The sequence below is a fragment of the Flavobacterium panici genome, assembly GCF_024499525.1.
In the GTDB taxonomy this organism is placed as follows: domain Bacteria; phylum Bacteroidota; class Bacteroidia; order Flavobacteriales; family Flavobacteriaceae; genus Flavobacterium; species Flavobacterium panici.
On the sequence record NZ_CP100437.1, the window covers coordinates 2,067,851 to 2,082,896 of the forward strand.

General features: G+C 34.0%; 9 protein-coding genes. 3 read left to right on the forward strand and 6 right to left on the reverse strand.

Features of this window, described 5'->3' with window-relative positions; translation table 11 throughout:
* The first annotated feature begins 44 nt into the window (after positions 1-44).
* On the forward strand, positions 45-1,097 hold the full coding sequence (locus tag NLJ00_RS09065; protein WP_256636958.1) for a glycosyltransferase family 9 protein: 1,053 nt from the start codon (positions 45-47) through the stop codon (positions 1,095-1,097).
* A 76-nt stretch (positions 1,098-1,173) separates the two neighbouring features.
* On the opposite strand, the gene NLJ00_RS09070 is transcribed toward NLJ00_RS09065, so the two are convergent.
* The 3 genes from NLJ00_RS09070 to sppA form a co-directional block, all read right to left on the reverse strand.
* Positions 1,174-3,774, reverse strand: a complete 2,601-nt coding sequence (locus NLJ00_RS09070; RefSeq protein ID WP_256636959.1) for an AsmA-like C-terminal region-containing protein — start codon at positions 3,772-3,774, stop codon at positions 1,174-1,176.
* Positions 3,775-3,943: 169 nt separating this feature from the next.
* Positions 3,944-4,891: an alpha/beta hydrolase gene (locus tag NLJ00_RS09075; protein WP_256636960.1), complete on the reverse strand. Its 948-nt coding sequence runs from the start codon at positions 4,889-4,891 to the stop codon at positions 3,944-3,946.
* A 12-nt stretch (positions 4,892-4,903) separates the two neighbouring features.
* A complete protein-coding gene (gene sppA / locus NLJ00_RS09080; protein ID WP_256636961.1) occupies positions 4,904-6,661 on the reverse strand; it encodes a signal peptide peptidase SppA in 1,758 nt (585 codons plus the stop codon).
* Positions 6,662-6,798: 137 nt separating this feature from the next.
* Between sppA and folK the strand changes: the two genes are divergently transcribed.
* Positions 6,799-7,932 carry a 2-amino-4-hydroxy-6-hydroxymethyldihydropteridine diphosphokinase gene (folK, locus tag NLJ00_RS09085; protein ID WP_256636962.1) on the forward strand — a complete coding sequence of 378 codons (1,134 nt, stop codon included), beginning with the start codon at positions 6,799-6,801 and terminating at the stop codon, positions 7,930-7,932.
* Positions 7,933-8,026: 94 nt separating this feature from the next.
* On the opposite strand, the gene NLJ00_RS09090 is transcribed toward folK, so the two are convergent.
* From NLJ00_RS09090 to NLJ00_RS09100, 3 genes are all read right to left on the reverse strand, one after another.
* Positions 8,027-11,062 carry an Ig-like domain-containing protein gene (locus tag NLJ00_RS09090; protein ID WP_256636963.1) on the reverse strand — a complete coding sequence of 1,012 codons (3,036 nt, stop codon included), beginning with the start codon at positions 11,060-11,062 and terminating at the stop codon, positions 8,027-8,029.
* Positions 11,063-11,175: 113 nt separating this feature from the next.
* A complete protein-coding gene (locus tag NLJ00_RS09095; RefSeq protein ID WP_256636964.1) occupies positions 11,176-11,712 on the reverse strand; it encodes an RNA methyltransferase in 537 nt (178 codons plus the stop codon).
* 74 nt (positions 11,713-11,786) lie between these two features.
* Positions 11,787-12,218 carry a DUF1573 domain-containing protein gene (locus NLJ00_RS09100; RefSeq protein ID WP_053471598.1) on the reverse strand — a complete coding sequence of 144 codons (432 nt, stop codon included), beginning with the start codon at positions 12,216-12,218 and terminating at the stop codon, positions 11,787-11,789.
* A 156-nt stretch (positions 12,219-12,374) separates the two neighbouring features.
* On the opposite strand from NLJ00_RS09100, the gene mutS reads away from it, so the two are divergent.
* Positions 12,375-14,981 carry a DNA mismatch repair protein MutS gene (mutS, locus tag NLJ00_RS09105; protein WP_256636965.1) on the forward strand — a complete coding sequence of 869 codons (2,607 nt, stop codon included), beginning with the start codon at positions 12,375-12,377 and terminating at the stop codon, positions 14,979-14,981.
* The last annotated feature ends 65 nt before the right edge of the window (positions 14,982-15,046 follow it).

Below are 15,046 nucleotides of genomic sequence, written 5' to 3' on the forward strand. Positions count from 1 at the left end.
TGTTTTTTGCTGTTTCCAAAAATAATCTCGAAATAAATACCACAATGAGTAGCTTAAAAAAAGTTAGCATTAACAAAGTCAGGCGTAACCTAATGCGCATATTAACCAAAAATATTGGTAGTGCAAACATTAGTAAAGGCGGAACTATTGATAAAAGCAAAATTAAAAAAGTACTAATCTGCAGGCCAAACGGCAGACTTGGAAATATGCTTTTAGTTACACCGCTTATTCAGGAAGTCTCTGCCGTGTTTCCGGGTGTAAAAATCGATTTGTTTGTAAAAGGGACATTGGCTCCAATTGTTTTTGAAAAGTATGATAATGTCGATAAAATAATCGATCTCCCTAAAAAACCTTTCAAAGACTTAGTCAAATATTTTAAAGTCTGGACTTTAATAAAAAAACAGAATTACGATCTTGTAATAAATGTTGATCAAAATTCTTCTTCTGGCCGCTTAGCCGTTCAATTCTCAAATGCTAAATATAAATTTTTTGGAGATCTTCCTGAAAATGTACAGTCCAATTATGTTGATCATGATCATATAGCAAAATATCCTGTTTATAATTTAAGATATTTTTTAAGTCAATTTGGTATTGAAGATAAAAAAGAACCAGTACCGCTTCTGGATTTAAAATTAACCCAGGAAGAAATTTCAAAAGGAAAAGAAATTCTCAATAACATTGTTGATGAACAAAAAAGAACCATCGCAATTTTTACGTTTGCAACCGGAGAAAAATGTTATTGCATTTCGTGGTGGGAAGAGTTTTATGCTGCTTTAAAAAACGAATATCCGGATTATAATATTTTTGAAGTTTTACCGGTCGAAAATGTATCACAAATTAATTTTCAGGCGCCTTCATTCTACAGTAAGGATATTCGTGAAATAGGTTCCGTATTAGCAAATGTAGATGTTTTTATAGGTGCAGATAGTGGAATTATGCATTTGTCAAGTGCTTCAAAAGCTCCAACTGCTGGTTTATTTTCAATTTCAAGTTTAAAAAAATATCAGCCATACGGAAATAACAGCGTAGGGATTGATACCAACCAATTAACAGTTCCGGATTATATAAATGCCATAAATAAGATATTGAATCAATAAATTCAAATCAGATTGCTATAAAAAGAAACTGCTCCCGAAAGTAATTTCGGGAGCAGTTTTTTATTTTTAGGACAACTTATTTTTTCTTTTTGAAAAGCCCGTTGAGTAAGTCCGTTGCTTTTTTAGTAGTTTCCTGAGTTTTTTGTTCTTTCTCCGTTTTAGCTGCCTGAGTTGTGTCTTTCGCTTTTGTGTTTTTATTAATTAAATCAGTTAAAGCAGAAGCGCCTTTTTGAGTCAGTTTTTCTTTTTGCTGATTTGCCACTTGCGATGCTAAACTAGTAACAGCACTTTTCATATCTGTAGTAATTTTTGGATTTGAAAAGTTTCCTCCAATAACAGCATTGATTGGAATATTTTCCAGTTTCGCCGCATCTGCAGGAGACAATTTAGAAAGAAAAGCATTTGCTTCGCTTCCTAAATATTTAGCAGGAACATCAAATTTTAAATTGTAATTCATAGTCTGGTCAAAACCGTGAGTTCCGCCAACTGTTACTTTAATATCCTGATATTTAATATCGAAAGGTTTTACGTTTACTTTTCCGTTTTCAAAAGTCAAGGCTGCTTTAATATCATTTAAATTCAGTTTATTCATATCAAGGAATTTAATGTTTGAAGTCAATGAATTTAATACCGTTGAATTTTTAGCATTTATCGTTGTAGAAAGTAATTGACCAATTAAATCCCCAGAAATAGATTTTAAATCAGGCGTTAATTCCTTATCATCTAAATTTCCGTTTAATTTAATAGTCGAATTCAATTTACCATTGATAATTCCGGCAATTGGTGCAATTTTTTTCATCATGTCTAACTGCGTAAAAGTCTGAGCAATATCAACCTGATTGAAACCTAAATTCATATCAAACGTTGGCACTTTTGCTTTTGTCGAAACTGATCCTGTCAAACCAATTGTTCCGCCAAAAATGGACGTTTTAAAGTTCTCTAAAAGTGCTTTTTCATCCTTAATAATCAATTTTCCGGAAACATCTTTCAGCTTTAAATTGTCATATAAAACAGTTGTCGCTTTTGCATTTAAAGTACAGTTAAGGAAAGCTGGAATTTTCATTGCTTCCGCTGGTTTAGCAGGCGTTTTTTCCTCTGTTTTAGCAGGCTCTCCAGAAGTCATGAAATCATCAACAGCCAGTTGATTAGAGCTCATATTGAAGTTTCCTTTAAGTTCTTGTTTCTTAAACATAAAACCGTAGAAATTCTCTAAAACTCCGTTGATGGCAATATCACTTTTTCCTGTTGTAGCATTAAATTGTTTCAGGTTGATTGTGCTTGGGTTGAATTCAACTAAAGCTGTGCTGATATTCATTGATTTATTGTTTTCATCAGTATATTTAAATCCTGATAAACTCATAGTTCCGGCATTCTTGATGTTTTGATATTGACTTTTCTCTACAGATGCCATATCAAAATTTGTAGTAACATCAGCTTTTAAAATACCTGCCAATGGTTTATCCATTTTAATTGGATACGCTTTTGAAAGATTAGCTAAATTGATAGTTCCTTTTAAAGCCGCATTTACAAGCGGATTAACGGTAATGTTTCTAACATTTGCTTTAGCGCTAAAAACATCCTGATCAATTCTAAATGATAACTTATCTAGGTTTACATAAGTGTCGTTTAGAATTCCGGTTTCGTTGATAATTTTAGTATCGATTACAATATTCTGAACTGATTTTGGCAAGTTCGGATATTGAAACGAAGCATTATTTGATGCAATGGCAATGTTAAACGCAGGAACTGTAGTGTCTGTTAATTTTCCTTTTGCAAAACCAACAACGGTAAAGTCTCCGGTTGTTTTTACACCATCAAGACTTGATGCATAAGCAGAAGGTATTAAGCCTAAGAAATTGGTAAACGACGAAGTTGGCGTTTTAAATTTCAGGTCATAAATCTGACCTTCTTTAACCATTTGAATAAATCCGTCAAATTCTAACGGCAATTGGTTAATTAAAGCTTTATTTTCTTTAAAAGTATATTTACTTTGTTCTAAATCAATTCCTAAAATTGCATCTAAAGTCAGTTTTATATTCTTCATATAATTAACTTTATCCATATCTAAAGATACGTTTGCTGTAGTTTTTGTATTTAAATCCAGTTTAGAATTGGTAAAATCTCCAGTTCCTTCGTGATTTAAACTATCAATAACCATTTTAATTTTTGAACCCTGATCAATATATCTAAAAGTAAAGTTCTCGATTTTATAGTTTTGGATTTTTAAAGAAAGCGGACTGCTTTTTTCATCCGTTTTGTCTTCTTTTTTGTCTTTTAAGGCAATATCAAAATTTCCAACACCGTCTTTATTGAAGATAATGTTGATTAAACCGTTTTCAGATGTAATTCCCTGAATGTTTAAAGGTTCGTCTTTTCCTTTAAAAAGCTCTTTAATACTCATGTTTAGGTTTAATTGTCCTAATGATACCAAAGTATCTCCTTCAAAAGGAGCTTTGTTGATAATCACTAATTTTTCGATTCCAACCGCAGCATTCGGGAAATTCTTAAACAAGCTTAAATCAGCATCGGCAAAACTCACTTTTGCATCAACACTTTCGTTGATGGCTTCTGCAATTTTTGCTTTGATCTGGTCTTTAAAGAAATACGGAATGGCAAATAGAGCGGCCACAAAAACCACTAGAACAATGGCAGTTACTTTTAAAATTTTCTTTAACATATTTATAGATTTGAGGTTTATTTTTTGAAAATTGACTCTTGCAAAAATAGTTTTTTTATTGAAGTACGGCGATAAAATTTTCTTAATATTGTAAGAAAATTATGTTAGTATTAAATAAAAAAAATCCGCTTGATACTTTTCAAACGGATTTAGTTTTTTATTGTTGTAACTATTTTTTAATAAAGGAAACAATCTTATGGACTAAGGTTTCAGAAATGGGAAGAGTTTCATTATTATAACTTTCCATATTCGCCTTTTGATCGCCGTCGATTATTTTCATGATATGATTCATTTTATCTACAATCACCAATTCTGAATTAGCTTTAGCCTTCGATAAGTTTTCGGCATCTTTAACCGAAACTTGTAAATCATTATTTCCCTGAATGATTAAAACAGGAATTGTCAGTTTTTTAATTTCTGTCTGCGGATCGTATTTAAACCACGAAATCAAATACGGTTGAATACTTGCCCTGAAAAGCGAATTTAAAAGCGGATCTACTTTGTTTACTTTATTGCCGGCTTTTAAACTGTCAATAATAGGAAAGGTCATATCCTCGATTTGCTTGTTTGATTTAGAAGCAATTTGCGTCTTTATCAATTTATCTGCAGATTCTCCGGCTCCGGCAGTCGAAACAAATTTATTGGCTTTTGCACTGGCAATCATTCCTATTAAAGAACCTTCGCTATGACCAATAACCGTTAATTGTGTAAAACGTTTGTCTTGTTTCAAATAGTTAATCCAGCTTTTTACATCTTCGGTGTAATTTTCAAAAACCAAACTAGATTCTGCAACTGCCGATTTTTTGCTTTCGCCAATGCCGCGTTTGTCAAAGCGTAAAGATGCAATTCCGTTTTTTGCCAGTTCTTCTGCCAGCATTTTTAAGGAATTGTTTTTCATCATCGAATTATTTCCGTCTCGGTCTGTTGGGCCAGAACCTGCAATAATCAACGCAACCGGACATTTTTTTACACCGTCTGGAACGGTAAGTGTACCAAAAATCTGATCATTATTGATTTTTAAAATGGCAGGTGTTTCTTTAAAAGTATCTTGTTTCGGACTTTGAGCATTTACGTATGTCAGAAACAAAACGGTTAAAAACAGAATTATGTTTTTCATCTTTAAGTGGAATTATTTAATGTTTATTCCGAAAGGCATCATCGCCTGAACTCCTTTTTGTCTTTGAAATCTTTTTACCTGCTCGATAAGCAAATAATTTTCTTCGCCAATTTCTTCTTTTATAAAAGCTTCTTTAGATTGAGCAAAAGGTAAACTACCCATTAAATCTCCAAATGTTTTTTCGTATTCAGGATAGTTTTGTGTGCCGTAATCTTTGATTTTAGCAATTTTTGCAGCTTCTGCAATAGCATCGTTCAAACCTCCAATTTTGTCAACTAATCCAATTTTCAACGCTTCCGATCCAGACCAAACTCTTCCTTGTGCAATAGAATCAACTTGAGCAAAAGTCATTTTTCTTCCTTCGGCAACATGTGTTACAAAAGTTTTGTAAATCTGTTCAACGCCTTCCAGTGTAAAAGCTTTGAATTTTTCATCAACTGGCACAAACGGGCTGTAATTTGCTGAGTTTTCGTGTGTTTTTACCTGTTCTGTATTAATTCCTAATTTATTAGCAAGCGGAGTAAAGTTTGGTAAAACTCCAAAAACGCCGATAGAACCTGTAATCGTATTGCTTTCTGCAAAAATTTTATTCGCATTACAAGCGATATAATAACCTCCTGAAGCAGCATAATTCCCCATTGAAACAATTACCGGTTTTACTTTTTTGGTTACTTCAATTTCTCTCCAGATTAAGTCAGAAGTCAGTGCGCTTCCGCCCGGGCTGTCAATTCTTAAAACGATCGCTTTTACATCTTCATTTTTTCTGGCTTCCTGCAGCGAACGGCGCATTGAACCTTCGCCAATAACATTTACATCGCCTTCACCGCCGGCAATTTCGCCTTGAGCGTAAATAATTGCAATTTGATCAGTAGCAACATTGGTTAATGCCGTTGTTACATTATTTTGAGTATAATCTAAAATCGAAATTTTATTATAATCTTCGTCGTCTTTAACTTTCAACGCTTTTTTAATGGCATTGTGATACACATCTTCATAAGCTACAATATCAACTAAATGCTGTGTTTTTGCCATTTGTGGAGTTCTGGCTAATAAACCGTTTGCAATTTCATTTAATTTATCAACTGGAATGTTTCGGCTTTTTGAAATATCGCTGCAAACTGTTGACCAAATCGAATTTAAAAGTGCGGTAACTTGTTCTCTGTTCGCATCGCTCATTTTGTTTTCTAAAAATGGCTCAACGGCACTTTTGTATTTTCCGTGACGAATCACTTCCATATGGATTCCTGATTTTTCCTGAAAATCTTTAAAGAACATCACTTCTGACGAAAGTCCTTTAAAATCTAAATCTCCGGCCGGATTCAAATACACAACGTTAGCAACAGAATTTAAATAATATTCTTTCTGCGAATATGTATTGGCGTAAGCCCAGACAAATTTCCCTGATTTTTTAAAACTTTCCAAAGCATTTCTCAAATCTTTATATTGTGCAAGTCCAAGAGAAGACTCGTCGTTTAAGATTGAAATTCCTTTAATATTATCGTCTGTTTCTGCGGCTTCAATTGCATTGATAACATCCGTTAAACCAACACTTTTTTTATCTGAAAAAACAGTTACCCACGGATCTTTATATTTTCCGGCATAATCATTATTGATCTGCTTTAAATCTAATTCGATAACAGAATCATTTTTAACCGAAACCTTGTCATCTCCGCCAAAAATGGCCCCAATTAGGATTACTCCAAAAAAGAAGAGCATGATAAATACAAAAATACCAATAACTGTGGCAATTACATTTCCTAAAAACTTCATAAGTATATTTTTTTTAATAAGTAGCGATAAAGGGCTATTTGTTACAAATTTCGCACATAAATTTTAATCGGCTCGATGTGCCGTTTCACAAATATATTGGTTAATTCTAAAATAGTTTTAGTTAATTTGCATTAATTATGAAATCACAGCACCAAGTCGTTTTATCTATAGGCAGCAACCAGGGAAACAGGTTAGAAAACATTGAAACCTGTATCGCTTTGATACATCAGGAAGTGGGAACTGTAATCAAGGTTTCTAAACTTTATGAAACGCCTGCCTGGGGTTTTGAGAGCGATGCATTTTATAATTGCGCGTTACTTTTGCACACTACATCATCGGCACAAAAAATATTAAATCAGGTTTTAAAAGTCGAAAAACAGTTAGGAAGAATCAGATTAAATCAGGAAGGTTATCAATCCCGAATTATTGATGTTGATGTAATTTTTTTTGATGATGAGATTATTAAAACAGAAAAACTTCATATTCCGCATCCTTTGATGCAGAACCGAAATTTTGTTTTATTACCAATGCAGGATTTAAAATTAGACTGGAAACATCCTGTTTTTCAGAAATCTATTTCAGAATTAATTACCCTTTCTCCAGACGACAGCGTTTGTACGGTTGTTCAGGATTTGAAATGTCCGCTGAGTGAAATTCCCTTAGAGAAATATAATTATATTGCTTTTGAAGGAAATATTGGTGCCGGAAAAACTACTTTAGTTCACAAATTTGCAGATGATTTTAATGCGAAAACCGTTTTAGAACGTTTTGCAGATAATCCGTTTTTGCCCAAGTTTTATAAAGATCAAAACCGATATGCTTTTCCGCTTGAAATGTCTTTTTTGGCCGATCGTTATCAACAATTATCTGATGATTTGGCGCAATTTGATTTGTTTAAAGATTTTATCGTAGCCGATTATCATATTTTTAAATCACTGATTTTTGCTAAAATTACGTTGCAGGAAGATGAATATCGTTTGTACCGAAATTTATTCGATATCATTTACAAAGAAATGCCAAAACCGGATTTGTATATTTATTTGTATCAAAATACTGAACGTCTTCTTCAAAACATAAAAAAGCGAGGCCGAAGCTACGAACAAAATATTGAAGCTGAATATCTGGATAAAATCAACAACGGATATTTGGAATACATAAAATCCCAAACCGATTTGAATGTTTTAATTATCGATGTTTCTGATCGTGATTTTGTGAAAAAACAGGAAGATTATCTTTTTGTTTTAAGCGAAATCCAGAAAAAGCTGAATTAATTAGCTAATTAGAAAATGTGTCAATTAGAAAATTTATTTTAAGATGTTTTTTAATTATCTCATTTTCTAATTGACACATTTTCTAATTAAGATATTATCTTAATAATGAAAAGTGTCCTCGTAAAATAGGTTTTGTATTGTCTATTTTTAAAGCATACCAATAGTCCGAAGCCGGAAGCGGTGTTCTCTCAAAAGTTCCGTCCCAAGTCATATTAGAAGCGTTTAACTGCGCGATGAGTTTGCCATAACGGTCAAAAATAGTGACTTCTGCCTGTGGATAATTTTCCATTCCGGTTACTTCCCATAAATCATTATGAGTATCGTTATTTGGAGTGAAAAATGCTGGAAAAACAAGAACAACAAAGTTTTGCGTATCTCCGCCGCAGCCGCTTTTTTCGCGAACATATGCCGTTTGCAGTCCGCCCGGAACATCATAAAAAACATTCGAATCCTGAAAATTAACTCCATCTACAGAAAATTCAAAATACGGAGCTTGTTTTTTAATGTAAATTACCACTCTCGTTCCGCTTACATCAATTCGGTCTATTTCTGGAACCGGACGCTCTTCAACTATTATTGTTTTTGTACTTGAACAGCTTTCAGGAGCTGGACTTGTTACAATTACAGTATAAGTACCGCCTTTTGAAACGGGTGTTGTTTGTGTTGTATCTCCATTTGACCATGCATAAGTCATTCCTGAAACTCCCGCATCTAGTAGTATAGTTTGAGATTGACACAGCGGTAAGGTTTCATCATGAACAACTGGCGGTGTATAAATTTGAATTTCTACAGGTGTACGAGTTGGGTTAACGCAACTTGAATTTGAAGCCTCAGCATAATAAGTTGTATTTGATGAAATTGTTGGCGTTGTAAAACTGCTTCCGTTAAAAACACTTGTTCCTCCAGTTTGAGTTGTAAACCAGTTTATAGTTCCAATGTTTGAACTTGCACTAATAGTTACAGATCCCGGCCCGCAGTTTGAATAAGAAGGCTTACCCGCAACCGGAGTTGTTGGGGTCATGTTTACCGTAGCCGTAACCGATTTTCTGTTTGATTCGCAGCCTGCATCTACATAATAAGTTGTTGTAGTATTTATTGTTGTAGTAGTATACGTGTTTCCTGTTCCTAATAAATTTCCTCCTACAGCGGCATCATACCAGCTAATTGTTGCTCCCGCAGTTGCTGTTGCAGTAAAAGTAAAAGTTCCAGAATCGCAAACCGGATTTGGATTTGCTCCCGGTGTTGCAACAGGAATTGTAATTTTTGTACTTGCCGCAATTTCAAGCGGAGATTCTCCCGGCATTCCGCCATATTCCACCACATAACCTTTTGGCTGATAAGGATCTCCAGACGTTAACGAACCGGTATTAGAAAGATCGTTCCATGAACCTCTAATTCCTATTCCCGGTTGCGTAATATGCGCATAATCTTCTTCACCTAAATTATTTGGTTCTCCGGAGTTCCAGAAAGTATAATTCATTATAGTTCCGGCTTCGGGCCCTGTAACCCATTTCCATAGACCTTCAGTTTCAGCATCGCTTCCGCCAATCCATCCCGTTCCAGAGGCTTGTTCACCTATTAATTGAGCTTCATCAGCAGATAAAACAGTAGCTAAATATCCTGTAAGCCCGTAATAAGTACTTGCTTCTGCAGCTGCTTTTGCACTTGTCCAGGTAATACCAATACTCGGGACAAATAAATAAAAGTGCTGTGTTGAAGGTAAATAATTGGCATTACCAATTGTTATGGAGAAAGTTCTTGTTCCGGAAGCTGTAGCCGAAGAATTTGAGAAAACCACATCTTTTACAGCATCAACTAAGTCAGCATATAAAACATTGCCACCTGTTGGGCTTGTTATGCTTAATTTTCCTGCTGTTGCGTCCCAGCTTGTTATTACGTTAGGGTGTGCTGCCGCATTTGAAAGCGCAAGCTGATCTAAACCACTTGAATAACCAGACGAAATTTGAATATAAACACCTTCAGTTGCTGTTTCTGCTGGATCGTGCGTAATAGTAAAATCAGTTACAATCTTTATAGTATTTTGTGGGCAGTATAACTGATCTCCGGTTGCTTTAACAATAGGGGCAGTTGTTGCAGGTTTACTACAGTCGTTTGAGTATTTTGCTGTACTTTCTTTGTAGGCCGTCCAGTTTGTGTTTGAATAAATCTCATTATCAACTTGTATGCAGGTTAGACTTGAATTCGATTTGAAATTTCCATGGCTTATTTTTGCGTTCTGCCCGTTTTTTAAATTCAAATTTGTTAACAGATTATCATTACACAAAAGAGTAGTTAGATTAATATTTTTAGATAAATCTAAACTAGATAATTGATTATTATTGCAATCTAAGTGTCCTAAAATTGAATTATTAGAAATATCCAGAGAAGTTATTTGATTTTTACCGCAATCGAAAAATCCTAAATCTGGATTATTGGAAACATTTAGAGAAGTTATTTGATTATTATTTGCGACTAAAAATTGCAATGCTGCGTTTTTAGAAAGGTCAAGATTTGATAAATTGTTATTATCGCACCTTAGAGATATTAAATTAATGTTTTTTGAAAGATCTAAAGCTGTTAACTTATTAAAGAAGCAAGATAAGCTTGTTAAAGAAGTATTTTTAGTAATATCTATACTTGTTAGGTTATTGTTGGAAAAAAAAAGAGTGTTTAAGGAGGTATTTTTTGAAACATCCAGACTGCTTAATTTATTATTCTCTATAGATAAAACTTCCAATGCCGTGTTTTTTGAAAGATCTATAGTAGATAATTCATTATACTCGCACGATAAAGACTTCAGGAAAATGTTGTTTGTAAGGTTTAAAGTGGTAAGAGCGTTTCTTTGATATATATTATCATTCGCTATTCCCAAGGCTAATCTTTCCAGTTTTACAAAAGATTCAATACCAGTTAAATCGGCAATGTTTCTACCTTGAATGAATAATATCGTTACATCTTTAACATTTGCAGTCAGGACCTGGCTATCAATAACGCCGCTGTCAATGCCTAAATCAATTAAAGCCTGTTCAAAATTTGGATCAGGAATAGATGTATATTGAGCAAATCCGGTAAAAGGGAAAAGCAGTAAGAAAAATAAATGTTGTGGTTTAAGGAAATAGATAGTTTTCATTTTATAAAAGTATCAATTTCTTAATAATAAAAAAATATATTTATATTTCTAACATTTAAAGTCTGAAACTAATTTAAAAATCACATTTTTTTGGTAGAAATATTCTTTAATTCTTAGTTTGGCCAGTTTAATTTCTGGAATAAATCCCAAACCACAATTCCGGCGCTTACAGAAATGTTTAAGGAATGTTTTGTTCCTAATTGCGGTATCTCAATACAGCCATCGCAAATAGCAACCGCTTCCTGAGATACACCATAAACTTCATTTCCAAAAACTAAAGCATATTTTTGGTTTTTCTCCACTTTAAAATCCTGAAGAAAAATGGCACTTTCAACTTGTTCAATAGCAAGAGTAAGGACATTTTCTTTTTTTAGGTTTTGGATAACTTCCAATACATTTTCGTGATGTTCCCACGCAACAGTTTCGGTAGCACCAAGAGCGGTTTTATGAATTTCTTTATTGGGTGGAGTTGCTGTAATACCGCAAAGAATTATTTTTTCGATCAAAAAAGCATCGGCAGTTCTAAAAACAGATCCAATATTGTGCAAACTGCGAATATCATCCAAAACTAATATTAAAGGAGTTTTATCTGATTTTTTAAAATCTTCGATTGATTTTCTGTCTAGTTCGCTATTTTCGAGTTTTCTCATTGGTTTAAATTCAGGTCATAAAAAAAGCTTCCAAAGATAAGGAAGCTTTTTCAATTATTTTGTTGTTTCTCAGATTAGCTTTTTACTGGATCTGGTAAAACTGTACCTTTAATTGTAAGTACTTTTGTTGGTTGTCCTTCAGCATTTGAAGTAACAGTTACAGTTTTTGTAAAAGCACCAACTCTGTCAGTAGCATATTTTACACCAATAATACCTTTAGCACCTGGAGCGATTGGCTCTTTTGGTGTTGTAGGCACTGTACAACCACAAGAACCTTGAGTGTTAGTAATGATTAACGGTTTTGTTCCGTTGTTAACAAAAACGAATTCACGTTTACCGTCAGCATTGTGAGCGATAGTTCCGTAATCGATAGTTTCTGTTTCAAAAAGCATTCCTGCTCCTTCAACCTTAGCAACTTTAGCAGCTTTAGCTTTTTTAGTTGTTTGTGCGTTAGTAGCCGTAATACCAGCTACAGCTAACATAGCGAATAAAATTATTTTTTTCATTTTTAAGGGTCTTTTTTAATGATGAACAAAGCTATATAAAATTCTTATATCTGAACATAAAAAAATCTTAAAATATTTTAATTTTTGAAGTGACTGTTATGCCGCCAAAAAATTATAAATTCGCTGTCTTAATTTTCATTTAAAAACATATCAATTTTGGCAGCTAAAGAGAAAGTGGTGAAGGAAACACCTTTAATGAAACAGTATAACGAGATCAAGAGAAAATATCCTGATGCCTGTCTACTTTTCAGAGTAGGGGATTTTTATGAAACTTTTGGAGAAGATGCCATCAGAGCTTCTAAGATTCTTGGGATTACTTTAACAAAAAGAGGCGCAGGGTCTGATACAGAGACGGCTCTGGCAGGCTTTCCACACCATTCAATCAATACATATTTGCCAAAATTGGTGAAAGCCGGACTTCGTGTTGCAATCTGCGATCAGCTTGAAGATCCTAAAATGACAAAAACGATTGTAAAGCGAGGTGTTACAGAATTGGTAACTCCGGGAGTTTCTTTAAACGATGAAGTTTTACAATCTAAAACAAACAACTTTTTAGCATCTGTTTATTTTGCTAACAAAAATATCGGGATTTCATTTTTAGATGTTTCGACAGGAGAATTTCTTACCGCTCAGGGAAATGCCGAATACATAGATAAATTACTGCAGAATTTTAATCCAAGTGAAGTTCTTGTTCCTAAGAATTGCAAAAGTGATTTTAAAACCGCTTTTGGAGAAGATTTTCACAGTTTTTATCTGGAAGACTGGATTTACAAAGAAGATTACGCTTTAGAAACGCTGACGAAACATTTTCAAACCAATTCTTTAAAAGGTTTTGGTGTAGAAGAATTAAAAGAAGGAATTATTTCTGCGGGAGCAATCCTTTATTATTTGTCTGAAACGCAGCATAACAGAGTGCAGCATATTACAGCGATTCAGCGAATTGCCGAAGATGCTTATGTATGGATGGATCGTTTTACGATTAGAAATTTAGAATTGTATCACAGTTATAATCCAAATGCTGTAACACTTTTGGATGTAATCGATAAAACGCTTTCTCCAATGGGCGGACGTTTGTTAAAACGCTGGCTGGCACTTCCGCTAAAAGACGGTAATAAAATAAAAGGACGTCATGATGTGGTTGCATATTTGAAATCAAATCAGGATGTTTTACAAAATATTCAATATCAAATTAAGCAGATTTCAGATTTAGAGCGTTTGATTTCTAAAATTGCAGCAGGAAAAGTTTCTCCGCGCGAAATTGTGTATTTGAAAGAATCTCTGGATGCTATTATTCCAATAAAAACTTTAGCGCTCGAAAGCCCGCAGGAAGCTGTAAAGGTTATTGGCGACAGTTTACATTCGTGTGATTTGTTACGCGAAAAAATCAAAACTACTTTAAATCAGGATGCGCCCGTTGCTATTTCAAAAGGAAATGCAATTGCAACAGGAATTAATGAAGAATTAGATGAATTGAGAGCCATTTCGACATCTGGAAAAGAATTTTTGGAAGGAATAGAAAGAAGAGAATCAGAACGTACAGGGATTTCATCTTTAAAAATATCATTCAATAATGTTTTCGGATATTATATTGAAGTTCGAAATACGCACAAAGATAAAGTTCCGGAAGAATGGATTCGTAAGCAGACTTTAGTAAACGCAGAACGTTATATTACCGAAGAATTAAAGGAATACGAAACCAAAATTTTAGGTGCCGAAGAAAAAATCCATAAAATTGAATCAGAACTTTTTGAGCAGTTGGTTGCATGGATTGCGACTTATATCAAACCTGTTCAAATGAATGCTTATTTGGTAGCACAATTAGACTGTTTATGTTCGTTTACGCAAATGGCGGTTGAAAACCAATATGTGTGTCCTGAAATTGATGAAACTTTTGAATTAGACATTAAAAACGGAAGACACCCTGTAATTGAAAAACAATTGCCGGTTGGAACTCCTTATATAGCTAATGACGTTTTTCTGGATAGAGAAACGCAGCAAATTATAATGATTACCGGACCTAACATGTCGGGTAAGTCGGCTATTTTAAGACAAACTGCTTTAATTGTGCTTTTGGCTCAAATGGGAAGTTTTGTTCCGGCTGACAGCGTAAGAATGGGAGTTGTAGATAAAATCTTTACAAGGGTAGGTGCATCTGATAACATCTCGATGGGAGAATCGACTTTTATGGTTGAGATGAATGAAACGGCTTCTATTTTGAACAATATTTCAGATCGCAGTTTGGTGCTGCTAGATGAAATTGGAAGAGGAACGAGTACGTATGACGGAATTTCGATTGCCTGGGCTATTGCCGAGTTTTTGCACGAACATCCTTCAAAACCAAAAACGTTGTTTGCGACGCATTATCATGAATTGAATGAAATGACGGAATCACTTTCCAGAATTCAAAATTATAATGTTGCGGTAAAGGAATTAAAAGATACCGTTCTTTTTGTTAGAAAGCTTGTAAAAGGCGGAAGTGAGCATAGTTTTGGAATTCACGTGGCAAAAATGGCCGGAATGCCGCAGATTGTGATTTTGAAAGCACAGAAACTTTTAAAGAAATTAGAAAAAAATCATTCGAGCGATGCATTAAACGGAGTAAAATCTGCTAATGATGAAATGCAGATGAGTTTCTTTAATCTTGATGATCCTTTGCTGGAAGAAATCAAAGAAGAGATCTTAAGCCTCGATATTAATGCGATCACACCCGTTGAAGCCTTGATGAAGCTGAATGAAATAAAAAGAATGCTGGTTAAGAAATAAATCGAAAAAATTTTTCAAGTTTAAAGTTTAGGTTATCAGAAAGTTATAAAATAAGTAAATATTTT

What these genes read in the sequence shown, in the direction of transcription:
- NLJ00_RS09065 (WP_256636958.1), top strand. Translation starts at nt 45, where the DNA reads ATGAGTAGCTTAAAAAAAGTTAGCATTAACAAAGTCAGGCGTAACCTA.
- NLJ00_RS09070 (WP_256636959.1), bottom strand. Translation starts at nt 3,774, where the DNA reads ATGTTAAAGAAAATTTTAAAAGTAACTGCCATTGTTCTAGTGGTTTTT.
- NLJ00_RS09075 (WP_256636960.1), bottom strand. Translation starts at nt 4,891, where the DNA reads ATGAAAAACATAATTCTGTTTTTAACCGTTTTGTTTCTGACATACGTA.
- sppA (WP_256636961.1), bottom strand. Translation starts at nt 6,661, where the DNA reads ATGAAGTTTTTAGGAAATGTAATTGCCACAGTTATTGGTATTTTTGTA.
- folK (WP_256636962.1), top strand. Translation starts at nt 6,799, where the DNA reads ATGAAATCACAGCACCAAGTCGTTTTATCTATAGGCAGCAACCAGGGA.
- NLJ00_RS09090 (WP_256636963.1), bottom strand. Translation starts at nt 11,062, where the DNA reads ATGAAAACTATCTATTTCCTTAAACCACAACATTTATTTTTCTTACTG.
- NLJ00_RS09095 (WP_256636964.1), bottom strand. Translation starts at nt 11,712, where the DNA reads ATGAGAAAACTCGAAAATAGCGAACTAGACAGAAAATCAATCGAAGAT.
- NLJ00_RS09100 (WP_053471598.1), bottom strand. Translation starts at nt 12,218, where the DNA reads ATGAAAAAAATAATTTTATTCGCTATGTTAGCTGTAGCTGGTATTACG.